Source organism: Lysinibacillus sphaericus (assembly GCF_006864135.1).
Classification (GTDB): Bacteria; Bacillota; Bacilli; order Bacillales_A; family Planococcaceae; genus Lysinibacillus.
This window is the reverse complement of record NZ_SADV01000018.1, coordinates 58639-73227: the sequence shown is the minus strand read 5'-3', so window position 1 is coordinate 73227 and position 14589 is coordinate 58639. Positions and strand designations below refer to the sequence as shown.

Sequence of the window (14589 nt, the reverse complement as noted above, 5' to 3'; positions counted from 1 at the left end):
ACATCTGTTGCTGACGCTACGCTTTCACACAAAAAACATCTGCCGCTGACGCTACGCTTTCGCACAAAAGACATCTGTTGCTGACGCTACGCTTTCACACAAAAAACATCTGCCGCTGACGCTACGCTTTCGCACAAAAGACATCTGTTGCTGACGCTACGCTTTCACACAAAAAACATCTGCCGCTGACGCTACGCTTTCGCACAAAAGACATCTGTTGCTGACGCTACGCTTTCACACAAAAAACATCTGCCGCTGACGCTACGCTTTCGCACAAAAGACATCTGTTGCTGACGCTACGCTTTCGCACAAAAGACATCTGTTGCTGACGCTACGCTTTCGCACAAAAGACATCTGTTGCTGACGCTACGCTTTCGCACAAAAGACATCTGTTGCTGACGCTACGCTTTCGCACAAAAGACATCTGTTGCTGACGCTACGCTTTCGCACAAAAGACATCTGTTGCTGACGCTACGCTTTCGCACAAAAGACATCTGTTGCTGACGCTACGCTTTCGCACAAAAAACATCTGTTGCTGACGCTACGCTTTCGCACAAAAAACATCTGTTGCTGACGCTACGCTTTCACACAAAAAACATCTGCCGCTGACGCTACGCTTTCGCACAAAAGACATCTGTTGCTGACGCTACGCTTTCGCGCAAAAAACATCTGTTGCTGACGCTACGCTTTCGCGCAAAAAACATCTGCAGGCCTAAGCACAAAGCCGTTTTCGGATGCAATTATACGAGGTATAATTGATCTTGCGGTAGACATAGAGTTATTGTAGATTAAAGATGGAGTAGATAATTTTGCCACTCATATATGATAGTGCTATAATAAATTTTCAGAAGAAAAATACCTTCGACGTTTTGTCAAAGGGGAGTAGCTAACAGATACGAGCGAAGTATCTGGATTCACATTCGTCATGACGTGGTTTTTTACCATCGGGTGTGATAAGCGAATAATTCTATACTAGCAGTATTCAACGACTAGTATTTATTTGCTTAGCGAGACCTTTGCCTTTTTATAGGGGCAGAGGTCTTTTCTTTTGTACTCGTATAGTAATGATTATTTTGGGTATACAGAGTTTTAGAGGAGGCACATGAATGGAATCAATTTTATTACAATACGGCTGGGTACTTATTGTACTTGTAGTATTAGAAGGGTTATTAGCAGCAGATAATGCAGTTGTAATGGCTGTGATGGTGAAGCACTTACCACGGGAACAACAAAAAAAGGCATTATTTTATGGATTATTTGGGGCATTAATTTTTCGATTCTCAGCACTTTTTGTCATTACAGTATTAGTGAATTATTGGCAAATTCAAGCGTTGGGAGCAGCTTATTTACTATTCATGTCTGCCAAAAATATATATGATTTGCGTCATAAAGGGGATTCAAACGAAGAATCTAACGATGAAGTGGGGAAAAAGGGCGCTGGTTTTTGGATGACAGTGCTTAAGGTAGAGGCAGCGGATATTGCATTTGCTATTGATTCTATGCTTGCTGCAGTTGCCATTGCTGTAACTTTACCGCAGGTAGGGAACTTTGATATAGGTGGCATCAATGGTGGACAATTTATTGTCATGTTACTTGGAGGGTTTATCGGAGTTATAATGATGCGATTTGCGGCACAATGGTTTGTGAAAATATTAAATGACTACCCCTCACTTGAGACCGCTGCGTTTTTAATTGTAGGTTGGGTAGGCGTGAAGCTTGTTGTGTTGACTTTGTCACATGAGAAGGTGGGCATATTACCTACAGAGTTTCCGCATTCTACTGTGTGGGAGTTAACTTTCTGGATTGTATTAGTGGCCATCGCATTAGTAGGTTATTTAGTAGGAGTTCGTCATAAAAAACAAGTTCAATGATCTTTAAGAGGAATAGTCGTATCTATTCCTCTTTCTTTTTTGATGTATTTTTTCTATACTAATATCTATCGAGTTTGGCATCATATAAGGAAGGGGTTGTCAAAGTGCCCTGGAAAAGATCAAAGAATAGGCTTGTCACACCTTTTCAGGTACTTGTCTCTTATTATTTTATAGCTATAGCTATTTCCTTCCTGTTACTACTGCTACCAGGCGTTCATCAAGAAGGTGTTAAAGTTTCATTATTAGATAGCTTGTTTACTGCAGTAAGTGCAGTTAGTGTAACAGGTTTAACAACATTCAATATATCTGAAAGCTATACCACATTCGGGCTAGTGATGGTACTTGTTATTTTACAGCTTGGTGCAATTGGCATTATGTCACTTGGTACCTTTGTGTGGTTACTTGTTGGGAAAAAAATCGGTATGCGTGAGCGTCAATTGATTATGATCGATCATAATCAATACAATTTGTCAGGGGTTGTTCAATTAATTCGGGAAATATTGAAAATCTTAATCGGTATTGAAGTGATGGGTGCGTTCATTTTAACTTTGCACTTTACTAACTATTTCGACACTTTTGAAGAAGCCTTGATTCATGGTGTCTTTGCCTCCGTTTCAGCTACTACAAATGGTGGCTTTGATATTACGGGTATGAGCTTACTTCCGTTTCATAACGATTACTTTGTTCAATTGATAACAATGGTGTTAATTGTGCTTGGTGCGATAGGCTTCCCAGTTTTGGTTGAAGTGAAAACTTTTTTATTAAATCGCCATGCAAATTTCCGCTTTAGTTTATTTACAAAAATAACTACCTCCACATACGCAATTTTATTTGTGGTAGGGGCTGTCGTTATTTTATTGCTTGAATCATTCCATTCCTTTAAGGGAATGTCTTGGCATGAGGCTCTGTTTTCTGCAATGTTTCATTCTGTTTCAACACGATCAGCTGGACTTACGACGTATGATGTAACAACCTTTAGTGAAGCGACAGATATTTTTATGAGCTTTTTAATGTTTATTGGTTCTTCGCCTAGTTCAGTTGGTGGAGGAATACGTACAACAACTTTTGCCATGGCCATTTTATTCCTAATTACCTTTTCGCGAGGAAGAGAAGATATTCAAGTATTCGGACGTGAAATACATTTAATTGATGTGTTCCGCTCGTTTGTTGTTATTTTATTGGCATTCTTTATGGTATTAGTTGCGACAATTATTTTACTCATTACTGAGCCACACGCATCACTGATTCAAATAATCTTTGAAATTACATCAGCGTTTGGAACGTGTGGGATGTCTTTAGGAATCACTTCCGACCTATCGGTAGTTGGCAAAATTATCATTATGATTTTAATGTTTGTTGGTCGTGTTGGTTTAATTTCCTTCCTTTACACTTTAGGTGGCGGAGGTAGAGGAAAAAAATCTAATTACCACTATCCTAAAGAACGAGTAATTATTGGGTAAATTACTAGGAGAATAAAAAAGAGCTAATTCCGCTCTTTTTTATTATTTCCGATTAACCCTATTGAAATGCGGATATGAAAACTGAGACATTTAGAGATTACATCAGTAGAAAATCTATGCATAAAAAGTGTCTAAGATTGTTTAATTGACGAAAAAACGGACGTTGCCACAAAATTGTCGAAAAATTTTAAATTGTTTTTTCCTGGTTATTACGATTATTTAATAGGTAATATTTACAATATCGGGGTGTTGGCGGGTTGAGAATTTCGTACTAAACTTTTTTAGGATAATTGTAATGCGCATAGAATATCTGTTGATTGTATTAAGGTTATGGTTATTACTGACAATGACACAAATAAATTGGTCATTTAGGTTACTGGAAAATTTGAAAATTTTTGCTTAAATGGATGAAAAAAACGCTAGTCCTAAACTTTATTAAAGGGCTAGCGTTTCTTATTATATAGAATGGATTGTTGCAAAGTATGGTGCTTGACCGTGACGGAAGTAAGTTAATAAATAGCCATTTTTTTGTACAATTTTGCCATTTGAGAAATTTTGGTAATCTACATGATTCGGAATAATGAGCGTATGTTTAAACAACTCTTTTTCAGATAGATTGAAGCTGGCGAATTCCTCACCTGCAATTGCAGGGTTTTCACGTAAGGCCGTATAAAGTGCTTTCTGTTGTTCTTCTGTAGGGCGCTCCTTCCACCATAATTTACGTGGTTGGAACTGCTGTGCCATTAAATAATCTAGTTGCATTAGGCTTTGAATGATAGTTAAATTAGCACCCTCTACAGTTTCTAAAAACATTAATAAACGACGGAATAAATCCTCAAGCTGATGACCGATACGAGACCAACCCTTTGTTTCCCAATAAGTACCGAAGTTTTGGAAGAAATCAAATGGTGTTTCAAACACTTCAGTTACTAAGTATTCAATTGTATGATCCATACGATGATCGTTCCAATATTTCTCAAGTACATCCTCTGCATGTTTAATGCGTACTATATCATCAAACGTTAAGACATTGTTTGAGAAAATCTCGTAAGGAGATTGGTCCACATACGTATAGCCGAATTTTTCAGCCTCTAGACGAAGGCCAGTACCGCGCAGAAGTTTAAGGAATCCAAGCTGTAACTCTTCTGGTCGCATTGCGAAAACATCATTAAAGGTTTGACGGAAGCTTGCATAATCCTCCTCCGGTAAACCAGCGATTAAATCTAAATGCTGATCAATCTTTCCACCTTCTTTGACCATCGTCACTGTACGTGTTAGCTTTTCAAAGTTTTGACGGCGCTTCACAAGAGTATTTGTTAAATCATTCGTTGATTGAACACCAATTTCAAAACGGAAAAGTCCTTTAGGTGCGTTATCATTTAAAAACTGGATAACTTCAGGACGCATAATATCTGCCGTAATTTCAAATTGGAATACAACCCCTGGCTTATGTTCATCGATTAAAAATTGGAACATTTCCATGGCATAGCTGCGGCTTATATTAAATGTACGGTCGACAAATTTAATCGTACGTGCACCATTGTCCATCAAGAATCGAATATCTTCTTTTATTTTTTCTCTGTTGAAATAACGAACACCTACTTCAATAGAAGATAAACAAAATTGACAGCTAAATGGACAGCCTCGACTTGTTTCAATATATTGAATTCGTTTGCTTAGATGAGGGAGGTCCTCTTCAAAACGAAATGGACTTGGTAACTCACGTAAATCTATTTTGGGTGCTTGTGCGTGAATTCGTACTTTACCATCCTCTAAGTAGCAAATCCCTGGAACATCGTCTAATGCAATTTCTCCATGCAAATAGCGTAGTAACTGTTTAAAGGAAGTTTCTCCTTCACCCATAACAATGAAATCAACCTCTTCAATTTTACGTAACCAATGGTGGGCATCATAAGAAACTTCAGGTCCACCGAGCAAAATTTTAACATTTGGACAGACAGTTTTTAACATCTTGATGACGTGAATAGTTTCTTCAATATTCCAAATATAGCAACTAAATCCTACAATATCAGGTTTTTTTTGGAATAAATCTGATACAATATTAAAAGCAGGATCTTTAATTGTATATTCTGCAATAATTGGATTAAATTCTGGTAAAGCTGCACCTTTTAAATAACGCAATGCTAAATTTGTGTGAATATACTTTGCGTTTAAAGTAGTTAAAATAGTATTCATGCAATAATCTTCCTTTCAATTTCTAATTGTAACAGTCAAGTAGCTGTCATACAATATAATCCTTTTTACCTATTTATTTTGTGAACAGTTCGTGAAATAATTTTTATACTTAAATTTACTAAATTTTGTAATAATAGATTCGTGCAGTCATAAAGTATAGTAAAGGCTCAAAATTCGATTAAGAGGTTTTTTACTCTTTTGAAAGGTTCGGTGAGAAAGTTGAAGCAAAATGATATTAATCAATGTTTTGGAAATCTTATGACAAGTACTTCGTCACCAACACTTATTCTTAATAAAGCAGGGAAAATTTTGAACGTGAATGAGGCGGCTATTAAACTTTTTAATCTCAATTCAACGTATATTGGCTATTTAACTATGGACGAGCCATCTAATTTAAATTGGGCGAAATTCGTTAAACAATTAGAAAATGATTTAAGATCAGAAGAAATCTTCAATATTCAAACAAATGGTAATGAGTATGAAATGATGTCCTTCAAATGTTTTTATGATCCAAACGCAGAAGAAATTGTTGCGCAAATTTCAACGTTAAATAATGACATAGCTCATGAATTATATGTTAGTCAAGAGCAGGAGAGATCACAATCTCTCAATGCTTATGATCACTTACCGTATGCTGTTATTATAAGTGACGCTAGCGGGATAATTCTTGGGCTAAATAAGTATGCTGAAATGTTTTTAAGAACCGAAAAATCGCTGCTACTTCATAAGGCACATCAGCACATATTCGATGCATTTACATTGAAGAAGGGTCAAATTACAACATACCTTTCTAAACTGATGGGTGAAAAGCATGCAAGTATTCATGTAGTTGATGAAACTATAGTTACTAGCCCTTGCTATTATGAAATTTCGAGTATCTTTGATGAATATAATAATATTATTGTCACAGTCATTAATGATGAAACAGAAAAGAAACAACTTCAACATAAAGTTGAACATCAACAGGCTTTAAATGTTGTCGGTCAAATGGCTGCAAGTATCGCCCATGAAATTCGTAATCCATTAACTTCTTTAAAGGGCTTTACCGAATTGTTAAAACTGAATGCAGATGAAGAGTCACGCATGTATTTATCTGTCATCGATAGTGAGCTTCAACGGATGGAACAAATTTTATCCGAGCTTTTAGTATTGTCCAAGCCAACATGTATGAAAGTGGAATTATTAGAGCTAGATCACATTGTAAAGCAAGTGATTGAGTTTATGCTTCCAGATGCGCTTATGAAAAATATTATGATTCAATACATTTCTCCTTCTACACAAGTATACATTGGTGGCAATGAGAATCGTTTAAAGCAAGTATTCATGAATCTTATTAAAAATGCGATGGAATCCATGAATAATAGTGGAACGATCACAGTAGAAATGAATGTTATTGACTGTGCGATTGTAGAATTACTGATTAAAGACGAAGGTGTCGGTATGGACAGTGCTACCCTTCAAAACTTATTCCAACCTTTTTACACGACAAAATCAACAGGGACAGGACTAGGTCTTGCTTTCGTGAAAAAGGTGATTGAAGAGCATGAAGGTGTAATAGGTGTGAATAGTGAATTACAGAAGGGTACATGCTTCCACTTACAATTCCCGATTTACACATTTAATCAGATGGATACAATGGATGTTTCCACGAAAGATTCTGCTTATTTAGTAACATAAAATGCGTCTGAGTGGTAAATTAAACCACTGTGAAAACTTAAAATCAAATATTGCTTTTGACAATGCTTTTCTAATATCGCTATAATGGCATGTATAAAACGCGAATTGAGAGGAAAAGGATATGACGTCAGAAGATATAAAGCAATCTTTAAAATTATATATAGTATTATCACGTGCACATAAAGCGATTAATGAGATGACCCATCAATTATTTCAAGAGAATGGATTAAATCCTACTGAATTTGCTGTATTAGAGCTTCTTTATCATAAAGGAAGACAGCCATTACAGCAAATTGGCAATAAAATTTTGCTAGCTAGTGGGTCTATTACGTATGTCATTGACAAACTTGAAAAAAGAGGGTATTTATTGCGTGTCTCATGTCCATCAGATCGCCGTGTTACCTATGCAGAAATTACGGACAAAGGTGAGGCATTTATGGGAGAACTATTTCCAAAACATGAACAGCATTTACATGAATTGATGAGTGTATTATCTGTTGAAGAAAAAGGCCAAGCTATCACTTTATTAAAAAAATTAGGCCTGTCTATTAAAGACTTATCTTATTAAAAAAAGTTGTCTCAATGAGTTGAGGCAACTTTTTTACGTTATTTTGGAAGAAGTTAAATTGTACTCCAACATATCCCTCTTAAATCATTAGCGTCATACATAAGGCAGGAGCGAGCACAGGCGAAGGTCTAAGTATCCTGAGTGCTTAAAGCCCACGTGATCGTTCCTAGTCGCTCATCGGACAATGCCTGCAGAAACGAAAATCAGCCTCATAATTATGCTATAAACCCTATTAAAAATAAAGGCTCTGTTAAAGTAGAACGTTACTATTTGGAACCTGTTGAGCTTCTTGCTATAATCTCTAAACTAAACATAGCGGCATTAGTCGAGAACAAGTTTTTGTACTCATTGCCAGAGACTGCTCAATAGCAACTGTTTCCAGATTAGCTTGTATGGGGCGTGTTGTGAAAACATGATAATATGATTGGCTCTAATGTCATTTGTTAATGTTGGAGAGCGTACAATACAAATGCAAAAGAAAAAGAGATGGAACATTATCGTATGAAATCAAACCGATGGAAAGCGCGTTAAAATAGGTTTATATCACATACAAAATGTCAATGCTCGCCATTCTCGTATGAAGCAGTGGTTAGACCGTTTCAAAGGTATGTAACTTTTTGCGCAAGGAGTCTGGATATTCTATATTTTTGTAAAGTTTAAATCAAAATCAGCATTAAAAATAACACAGTCAACATAAAAAAGACTATAGAGCAAACAAGTTTGTCTACAGTCTTATTTGAATAATTATTTTTTAGAAATAGTTGCTGCCATTTTAAGCATAGCATCTGCTAAATCTAATTCGTCGTTATCGTGAATTATTAGTTTTGTAATTAAACCGTCTTTTTCAAAAACAACGCCGATTACTTTTTCTTTATCTTCTTTAAAATGTACAACATAACCCTCAATGTTTTTAATATCTTTAAATGCAGCTAAATCCTCAGAAGATAAAGTTGATGGTTCACCAACAGCATTCATATAATCTTGCATAGATGTTTTTGCATCTTCATATTTTGTTTGTGATGCATCAATAGATTCGATACGCATAAATACGTCAGCATTGTCATTAGAAACTAACATGTCTTTACCTGGTTCTTCTTGGCTAAGTGTAAATCCAGGTAGTTGGTGTATTTTATAGTCTTGATCAGCACTTTTTGATTCCGTTGCTTTTTCAGTCTTGTCTACACCTTTTTGTACATATTTAACTTCTTGTTCTTTTTTAGTTGTATTGTCTTTATTGTCCTTATTTGTTTCATTTGATGCAGGCGTTTCTTGCGATTCATCTACAGTTGTATCCTTAGATGATGGTTGTTGCTGTTCAGTCGGTGTATTTGATGGCTCATTTTTTTGAGCATCAGAATCCTTTGTTTCAGAAGTATTACATCCTACGACTAAAACAGCTGTTAGTAATAATGCAGGTACAGAAAATAATTTTTTTTGCATGAAAAGCCCTCCCTTTCTTAATTAAACGCTAGTAAAGATAAAATGTTTCCAAATTTTAATGTTATCATGTTAAAGGTAACACTAAAAATAATAGTAGTACAAAAACTACATGGGTTACAATAACAAGTGGCATACTTTTACGCCATTCATATAAAAAGCCCCAAATAAGGCCGGTTACAAGTGCAGCGATCATACCAAGCATAAAGCCGCTTAATGCAATAGAGATTGCGCATAAAATCGCAGTTACAATAACAGCAAAAATAGGACGCATAAAACGTTTCAGCTGTTGTTGAACATAGCCACGCCAAAAGATCTCTTCACCAATTGCAACAATGAATACGAGTAAAATATAGTGCCAAATATTTTGTGGTCCATAGTTTGTTAAAAATTTTTGTACTGACTGTACTAATGAATCATTAATGTATGGTGCAAGCCAATAGCCAAAGCGTATAATACCGTATGTTATTGTACCGTACCCAATACCGAAAAGTAAAAATTTCCAAGTAGGTAACTGATCTTCAATTTTACCAGCCAAAATGGCAATGGCAATACATACAAGTAAAGTAAATGCATATAGGTACCAAAATACAGCTTGGTTAGCAAAGGTATATGCAAGCATGCCATAAACGAATAATAAAGAAAGGAGCAATATTATTGTTTGTTTCGAATTTGTAAGCATTATTCGACCTCCATGCTTTTAATATTATCAAAAAAAAAGCCCCTTATCATCTATAAAGACAAATAGGGACTATTCAGACTATTAAGCCTCGTTTGCATATAAAATTTTGTAACGTTTATGGTTGACGACCGTTTTTTCTTCAATTTCAAGGGAATCGAAATTCGCCATATATGTTAAATCAACGATCACCGAATTTTCATTTACTTTTTCTACTATACCTTGTAAGCCATCTTTAAACTCGATAATATTTCCAACTTCAGCTATTTTCACAGACAGTCAGCTCCTTCATCGACTAATAATATACAGTTTGCATGAAAAAATGGAAAACGTAAAGCTTTTTTTGAATAATTCATAATCTATTACACAAAATATTGAGAAGAGAGGAAAAGAAAAAATGGAAAAATACGAAAATATGCTTAAACAATTACAAAATGGGGAATTAAAAAGTATAGAAATAGAAAAGGAACAATTTTATGAGTTTCGAGAAGTGCTTGTAAAACATCCTTTATTTAAACATTTTAGAGGTGAGGCCAAACAAAATGGACGCGTAATCTATACTTATCAAGAAGTTGCAAGAAGCTAATTTGTCGAACATTGTCGTAAGTTAATGCTGTAAGAAATGAAATATAAATGTATAATAATGGTATGATTATTTGTGTGTGGAGGGTTGTATGAATGGTCAATCTACTCTTGAAACAGATGGAGCAAACTCGTGAGATGATGATTCGCTCAGGTGTAGAGAACGGATTACAAAATGCAAAAACCATTCAACTGAGTCGCAGATTAGATCAGTTAATGAATACTTATTATAGACAGACAGCATTTGAAGAAGAAGAAGATCAAGAAGATTGAAAGAATGTTCCCTTATTTAGAGTATAAACTTTTTAAATAATATGTTTAAAAAGTATTTTTTGGAGAATACTTATTTTGAACACAGCAACATTCTCATTTCCCCCTTTAGAGCAGTGATACCCCATCACATGCTCTCTTTTTTTATTTTTATTCTAGGTGAAATTGATTTAACTTCTTTCAGCTAGTGTCCAGCAAAAGGCATTTAGTACAAGATAATAAAAGGAGTTTGAATTATCGCACTTATTAGACTACACTGGAAGATAAAAATAAGTGCTAATGATTGGTTACGTAGAATCGATAGCCTGGATAACAAAGGAGTATGTACATATGGGAAAAAAGAGTATTGCATTTATCGGCACTGGTGTTATGGGTGCTAGTATTGTAAAGCATTTATTAAAAGATGGTCATGAGGTGACAGTTTACACACGCACAAAGGAGAAAACGGAGCCGCTTTTAGCGCTAGGGGCAAAATGGGCAAGTACTCCAGCAGAAGCATTTAAAAATAAGGAAATTGCCTTTACAATGGTTGGATACCCAACAGATGTAGAGGAAGTTTATTTTGGAGATAATGGTTTATTTCAAACAGCTGAACCCGGCAATATCGTTATTGATATGACCACGTCCGAGCCAACATTGGCAAAGGAAATTTTTGAGCATGCCCAAAAGCTTGGGGTGGAAGCGCTAGATGCACCTGTTTCTGGGGGGGATATTGGTGCTCAAAATGGGACATTATCAATTATGGTTGGAGGTAGCCAAGCTACATTTAATAAAGTTTTATCAGTTATGAAACATTTTGGTGAAAATATTGTTTATCAAGGTGAAGCTGGTGCAGGACAGCATGCTAAAATGTGTAATCAAATAGTTATTGCTTCAGGAATGATTGGTGTGTGTGAGTCACTTGCTTACGGTTTAAAGGCTGGGCTTGATTTACCAACAGTATTGCAATCCATTTCGTCTGGTGCAGCAGGCTCTTGGTCGTTAAGTAATTTAGCACCCCGTATGATCAAAGAAGATTACGCACCAGGTTTTTATATTAAGCATTTTGTAAAGGATATGAAAATTGCTTTAGACGAATCTAAAAAAATGGGGATTACATTACCAGGTCTAGCACTTGCGTATGATATGTATGAAAAGCTAGTGGAAGCGGGCTATGGCGAAAGCGGTACACAGGCTCTTTTAAAGGCGTATCAATAAAATACTGACTATAAAGAGCGAAGAATACTAATTTTAGAAAACCCGAAGAATCATCTTATGAAAGGATGGATCTTCGGGTTTTGTATTTGATAAAGGGGCAGCTCACTAACACACAGAAAATAGTAAACTACGAAACATTACTCTTTATCAAAAAGTTTTGCGTCTAAAGAGAAACTAGATGCTCCTGCAAGTGCGAAGTATAAAGCAATTGCAGCTAAAGCTAAATCAAATTCATATCCAGCTAAGCCGTTTTCACCGATGAAGCCAACACTAAGCTTCGCTGTAAAAATGGCAACAATCATAGTCACTGTCAATAAAGCGCCAAAAAGTCTTGTGCCTAAACCTAGAATAATTGCAACACCACCGACTAGTTCTATAATGGCAACAATATAAGCCATAAAGCCTGGAATACCAATGGCATCAAAATAATCAGCTGTAAAGCCGATACCACCTTGAAACTTTTGATATCCGTGAGCGGCAAAAATAAAGCCAAGCACCACACGTAAAATAGTTGAACCGATATTTTGCATAGTATAATAAACTCCTTTTGTTTTTTTACTTACATTTCGTAACTTAGTTTATTTTTAAAAACAAGTTTTGTCAAGTAACTTAATTTTATTTTTGAAACTGATTTTCATAAAAATGATATACTCTTATATAAGAACGAAGTACTTAGGAGGCAAGTAAATTGGATCAAAAAAAAATTTGCCCACGATTTGAAAAGGCGCTAAAAATTTTAAATCATAGCTGGAATACCCTGCTAATTTATCAGTTATTAGAAGGTTCTCAACGGTATTCAACAATTAAAAAACAAATGGGTATTAGCAGTCGCGTATTAACAGAGAGATTAAAAGAATTAGAGATCGAAAACATTGTGAAACGCACTGTTATTCCATCGACACCAGTGGTGATTGAATACGAGCTAACAGAAAAAGGACATGCACTTGCACCGGTCCTAAAAGCAATTGAAAAATGGTCTTCTACGTGGGTAGATATAGAAGAATAGTAAAAAGGATATCCAAGCGAGGGGGCTTGGATATTTTTTTATTATGAAGTGTAATCTTTAGTATTCCGCAGCTAAGGCTAAAATTCGTTTATTCTAAAGTGTTAGGTAATAAAAAATAATTGTATATTGTAAATAGTGTAAATTTTCTTTAAATAAGAGGTATTTTTTATTACATGAGGGAATTTATTTAATATTATAGAGAATGGGGAGGAGGATTTTATGAAGCGGAATTCAGTAGTAGACGCACAGCATAGGAGCCAGTTAGCTCTTTATTTATCATTGCCAATTTTATCGTGGGCATTTTATGATTTTGCGAATACAATATTTTCTTCAAATATTAATACTATATTTTTCCCTTTTTATATGGATGAAATTTTAGGGACCAATGAGGTAATGCAGCAGGTGGCAAGCACGTTTATTTCTTATGCGAATGCCATTTCCAGCTTTTTCCTCGTCATTTTTTCACCACTTTTTGGTGTATGGATAGATAATACGGGCTATAAAAAGAGATTTATAGTGTGGTTTGCATCTATCTCTATCTTTTCCACCTTTATGATGGGTGTTTTTGCGAATCTACAGACGTCAACAAATTATTCAGGTGTGCCACTTAGTTTATTTTTAGTTGTAGTTAGCTTTATCATCGCAAAATTTTTCTTTAATTCAAGTCTAGTGTTCTATGATTCAATGATGAGTGATTTAGGGACAAAAGAAGAAATGCCCCTTATTTCTGGCTATGGGGTAGCGATTGGATATCTTGGTACAATTCTTGGATTACTTGTTTATTTGTATGTAGGAAATAGTGGATTCCATCGAGCGTTTATTCCAACTGCAATTTTATATTTGTTATTTTCTTTGCCATTATTTTTTATTAATAAGGATACACCAATTTCAAGGTCTCAGCGCAAGCCTATTAAATTTCTAGATGGCTATAAGGAAATTGTTCAAACCTTTAAAGACATGAAGCAATATAAAACTATTTTTACCTTTATGATTGCTTATTTCTTTTTAAATGATGCCATTGCAACAACCATTGCAATGATGGCTGTATATGCAACAACGATTGTTGGCTTTACGTCGGGTCAATTTATCGTGCTTTACTTAGTGTCTACGGTTTCAACTATTATAGGCTCTTTTACATTCGGTTATATTACAAAAGCAATAGGAGCCAAACGTGCGATTACCGTGGTGGCGCTATTAATGATTGTCGCTTTAACATTTGCTGTCTTTGCGACAGAGCAATGGATGTTCTGGCTTGCAGGTAGTATGTTTGGCATATCACTAGGATCCATGTGGGTAACATCTAGAACATATATTATTGAATTGTCTCCAGAAGACAAACGGGGTCAGTTTTTTGGCTTATTTGCATTTTCGGGTAAAGTATCCTCCATTATTGGGCCGGCAGTCTATGGAACGGTCACATTATGGATGAAAGATTACGGAACGCTAGCAAGTCGTGTTGCATTATCGACATTAATTGTGATGACGATAATTGGTCTATTGGTACATCTGAAAGTTAATGGCTCAAAAGTTGGGGATGATATTTGAAAAAACGTATGCACGCCCAGTCAAGCGCCCTGTCGGAATGGAAATCAACCCAATGTTATGATAACAACCCATGTTCACAATAAAATTGGAAAAAGCAAGTA

14 protein-coding genes and 1 pseudogene are annotated in these 14589 nt (G+C 35.5%); 10 read left to right on the top strand and 5 right to left on the bottom strand.

Features of this window, described 5'->3' with window-relative positions; genetic code table 11:
• Positions 1-1106: 1106 nt before the first annotated feature.
• Both C7Y47_RS17935 and C7Y47_RS17930 read left to right on the top strand, forming a co-directional pair.
• Positions 1107-1871: a TerC family protein gene (locus tag C7Y47_RS17935; RefSeq protein WP_142510001.1), complete on the top strand. Its 765-nt coding sequence runs from the start codon at positions 1107-1109 to the stop codon at positions 1869-1871.
• 104 nt (positions 1872-1975) lie between these two features.
• Positions 1976-3331 carry a TrkH family potassium uptake protein gene (locus tag C7Y47_RS17930; RefSeq protein WP_142510000.1) on the top strand — a complete coding sequence of 452 codons (1356 nt, stop codon included), beginning with the start codon at positions 1976-1978 and terminating at the stop codon, positions 3329-3331.
• Positions 3332-3787: 456 nt separating this feature from the next.
• Here the strand turns inward: C7Y47_RS17930 and C7Y47_RS17925 are convergent, their stop codons facing one another.
• Positions 3788-5527, bottom strand: a complete 1740-nt coding sequence (locus C7Y47_RS17925) for a B12-binding domain-containing radical SAM protein (RefSeq protein ID WP_142509999.1) — start codon at positions 5525-5527, stop codon at positions 3788-3790.
• Positions 5528-5842: 315 nt separating this feature from the next.
• Here C7Y47_RS17925 and C7Y47_RS17920 point away from each other — a divergent pair, with 315 nt between their 5' ends.
• The 3 genes and pseudogenes from C7Y47_RS17920 to C7Y47_RS17910 all read left to right on the top strand — a co-directional run.
• Positions 5843-7204, top strand: coding sequence for an ATP-binding protein (locus tag C7Y47_RS17920; protein ID WP_255505244.1), 1362 nt, complete (start codon positions 5843-5845; stop codon positions 7202-7204).
• A 121-nt stretch (positions 7205-7325) separates the two neighbouring features.
• Positions 7326-7772, top strand: coding sequence for a MarR family winged helix-turn-helix transcriptional regulator (locus C7Y47_RS17915; protein WP_142509997.1), 447 nt, complete (start codon positions 7326-7328; stop codon positions 7770-7772).
• Positions 7773-8077: 305 nt separating this feature from the next.
• Positions 8078-8382: pseudogene (locus tag C7Y47_RS17910) on the top strand (IS1595 family transposase); the annotation flags it as partial.
• Between the two features lie 134 nt (positions 8383-8516).
• Here the strand turns inward: C7Y47_RS17910 and C7Y47_RS17905 are convergent.
• The 3 genes from C7Y47_RS17905 to C7Y47_RS17895 all read right to left on the bottom strand — a co-directional run bounded on the left by C7Y47_RS17905 (position 8517) and on the right by C7Y47_RS17895 (position 10161).
• Complete coding sequence (locus C7Y47_RS17905; RefSeq protein ID WP_142509996.1) at positions 8517-9212, bottom strand: hypothetical protein; 696 nt, start codon at positions 9210-9212, stop codon at positions 8517-8519.
• Between the two features lie 64 nt (positions 9213-9276).
• Positions 9277-9891, bottom strand: a complete 615-nt coding sequence (locus C7Y47_RS17900; RefSeq protein WP_142509995.1) for a CPBP family intramembrane glutamic endopeptidase — start codon at positions 9889-9891, stop codon at positions 9277-9279.
• A gap of 81 nt (positions 9892-9972) precedes the next feature.
• On the bottom strand, positions 9973-10161 hold the full coding sequence (locus C7Y47_RS17895) for a YkvS family protein (protein WP_142509994.1): 189 nt from the start codon (positions 10159-10161) through the stop codon (positions 9973-9975).
• 124 nt (positions 10162-10285) lie between these two features.
• Between C7Y47_RS17895 and C7Y47_RS17890 the strand changes: the two genes are divergently transcribed.
• From C7Y47_RS17890 to C7Y47_RS17880, 3 genes are all read left to right on the top strand, one after another.
• On the top strand, positions 10286-10474 hold the full coding sequence (locus C7Y47_RS17890; RefSeq protein WP_100544207.1) for a hypothetical protein: 189 nt from the start codon (positions 10286-10288) through the stop codon (positions 10472-10474).
• A gap of 92 nt (positions 10475-10566) precedes the next feature.
• Complete coding sequence (locus tag C7Y47_RS17885; protein ID WP_132357797.1) at positions 10567-10743, top strand: aspartyl-phosphate phosphatase Spo0E family protein; 177 nt, start codon at positions 10567-10569, stop codon at positions 10741-10743.
• A gap of 327 nt (positions 10744-11070) precedes the next feature.
• Positions 11071-11937 (top strand): NAD(P)-dependent oxidoreductase, encoded by an 867-nt coding sequence (locus C7Y47_RS17880; protein ID WP_142509993.1) that lies wholly within the window; start codon positions 11071-11073, stop codon positions 11935-11937.
• A 137-nt stretch (positions 11938-12074) separates the two neighbouring features.
• On the opposite strand, the gene C7Y47_RS17875 is transcribed toward C7Y47_RS17880, so the two are convergent.
• Positions 12075-12467: a DoxX family protein gene (locus C7Y47_RS17875; protein ID WP_142509992.1), complete on the bottom strand. Its 393-nt coding sequence runs from the start codon at positions 12465-12467 to the stop codon at positions 12075-12077.
• Between the two features lie 158 nt (positions 12468-12625).
• Here C7Y47_RS17875 and C7Y47_RS17870 point away from each other — a divergent pair, with 158 nt between their 5' ends.
• Positions 12626-12943: a winged helix-turn-helix transcriptional regulator gene (locus tag C7Y47_RS17870; protein WP_142509991.1), complete on the top strand. Its 318-nt coding sequence runs from the start codon at positions 12626-12628 to the stop codon at positions 12941-12943.
• Between the two features lie 219 nt (positions 12944-13162).
• Positions 13163-14488, top strand: a complete 1326-nt coding sequence (locus C7Y47_RS17865; protein ID WP_142509990.1) for an MFS transporter — start codon at positions 13163-13165, stop codon at positions 14486-14488.
• Positions 14489-14589 lie beyond the last annotated feature (101 nt).

What these genes read in the sequence shown, in the direction of transcription:
- C7Y47_RS17935 (WP_142510001.1), top strand. Translation starts at nt 1,107, where the DNA reads ATGGAATCAATTTTATTACAATACGGCTGGGTACTTATTGTACTTGTA.
- C7Y47_RS17925 (WP_142509999.1), bottom strand. Translation starts at nt 5,527, where the DNA reads ATGAATACTATTTTAACTACTTTAAACGCAAAGTATATTCACACAAAT.
- C7Y47_RS17915 (WP_142509997.1), top strand. Translation starts at nt 7,326, where the DNA reads ATGACGTCAGAAGATATAAAGCAATCTTTAAAATTATATATAGTATTA.
- C7Y47_RS17905 (WP_142509996.1), bottom strand. Translation starts at nt 9,212, where the DNA reads ATGCAAAAAAAATTATTTTCTGTACCTGCATTATTACTAACAGCTGTT.
- C7Y47_RS17900 (WP_142509995.1), bottom strand. Translation starts at nt 9,891, where the DNA reads ATGCTTACAAATTCGAAACAAACAATAATATTGCTCCTTTCTTTATTA.
- C7Y47_RS17890 (WP_100544207.1), top strand. Translation starts at nt 10,286, where the DNA reads ATGGAAAAATACGAAAATATGCTTAAACAATTACAAAATGGGGAATTA.
- C7Y47_RS17885 (WP_132357797.1), top strand. Translation starts at nt 10,567, where the DNA reads ATGGTCAATCTACTCTTGAAACAGATGGAGCAAACTCGTGAGATGATG.
- C7Y47_RS17880 (WP_142509993.1), top strand. Translation starts at nt 11,071, where the DNA reads ATGGGAAAAAAGAGTATTGCATTTATCGGCACTGGTGTTATGGGTGCT.
- C7Y47_RS17875 (WP_142509992.1), bottom strand. Translation starts at nt 12,467, where the DNA reads ATGCAAAATATCGGTTCAACTATTTTACGTGTGGTGCTTGGCTTTATT.
- C7Y47_RS17865 (WP_142509990.1), top strand. Translation starts at nt 13,163, where the DNA reads ATGAAGCGGAATTCAGTAGTAGACGCACAGCATAGGAGCCAGTTAGCT.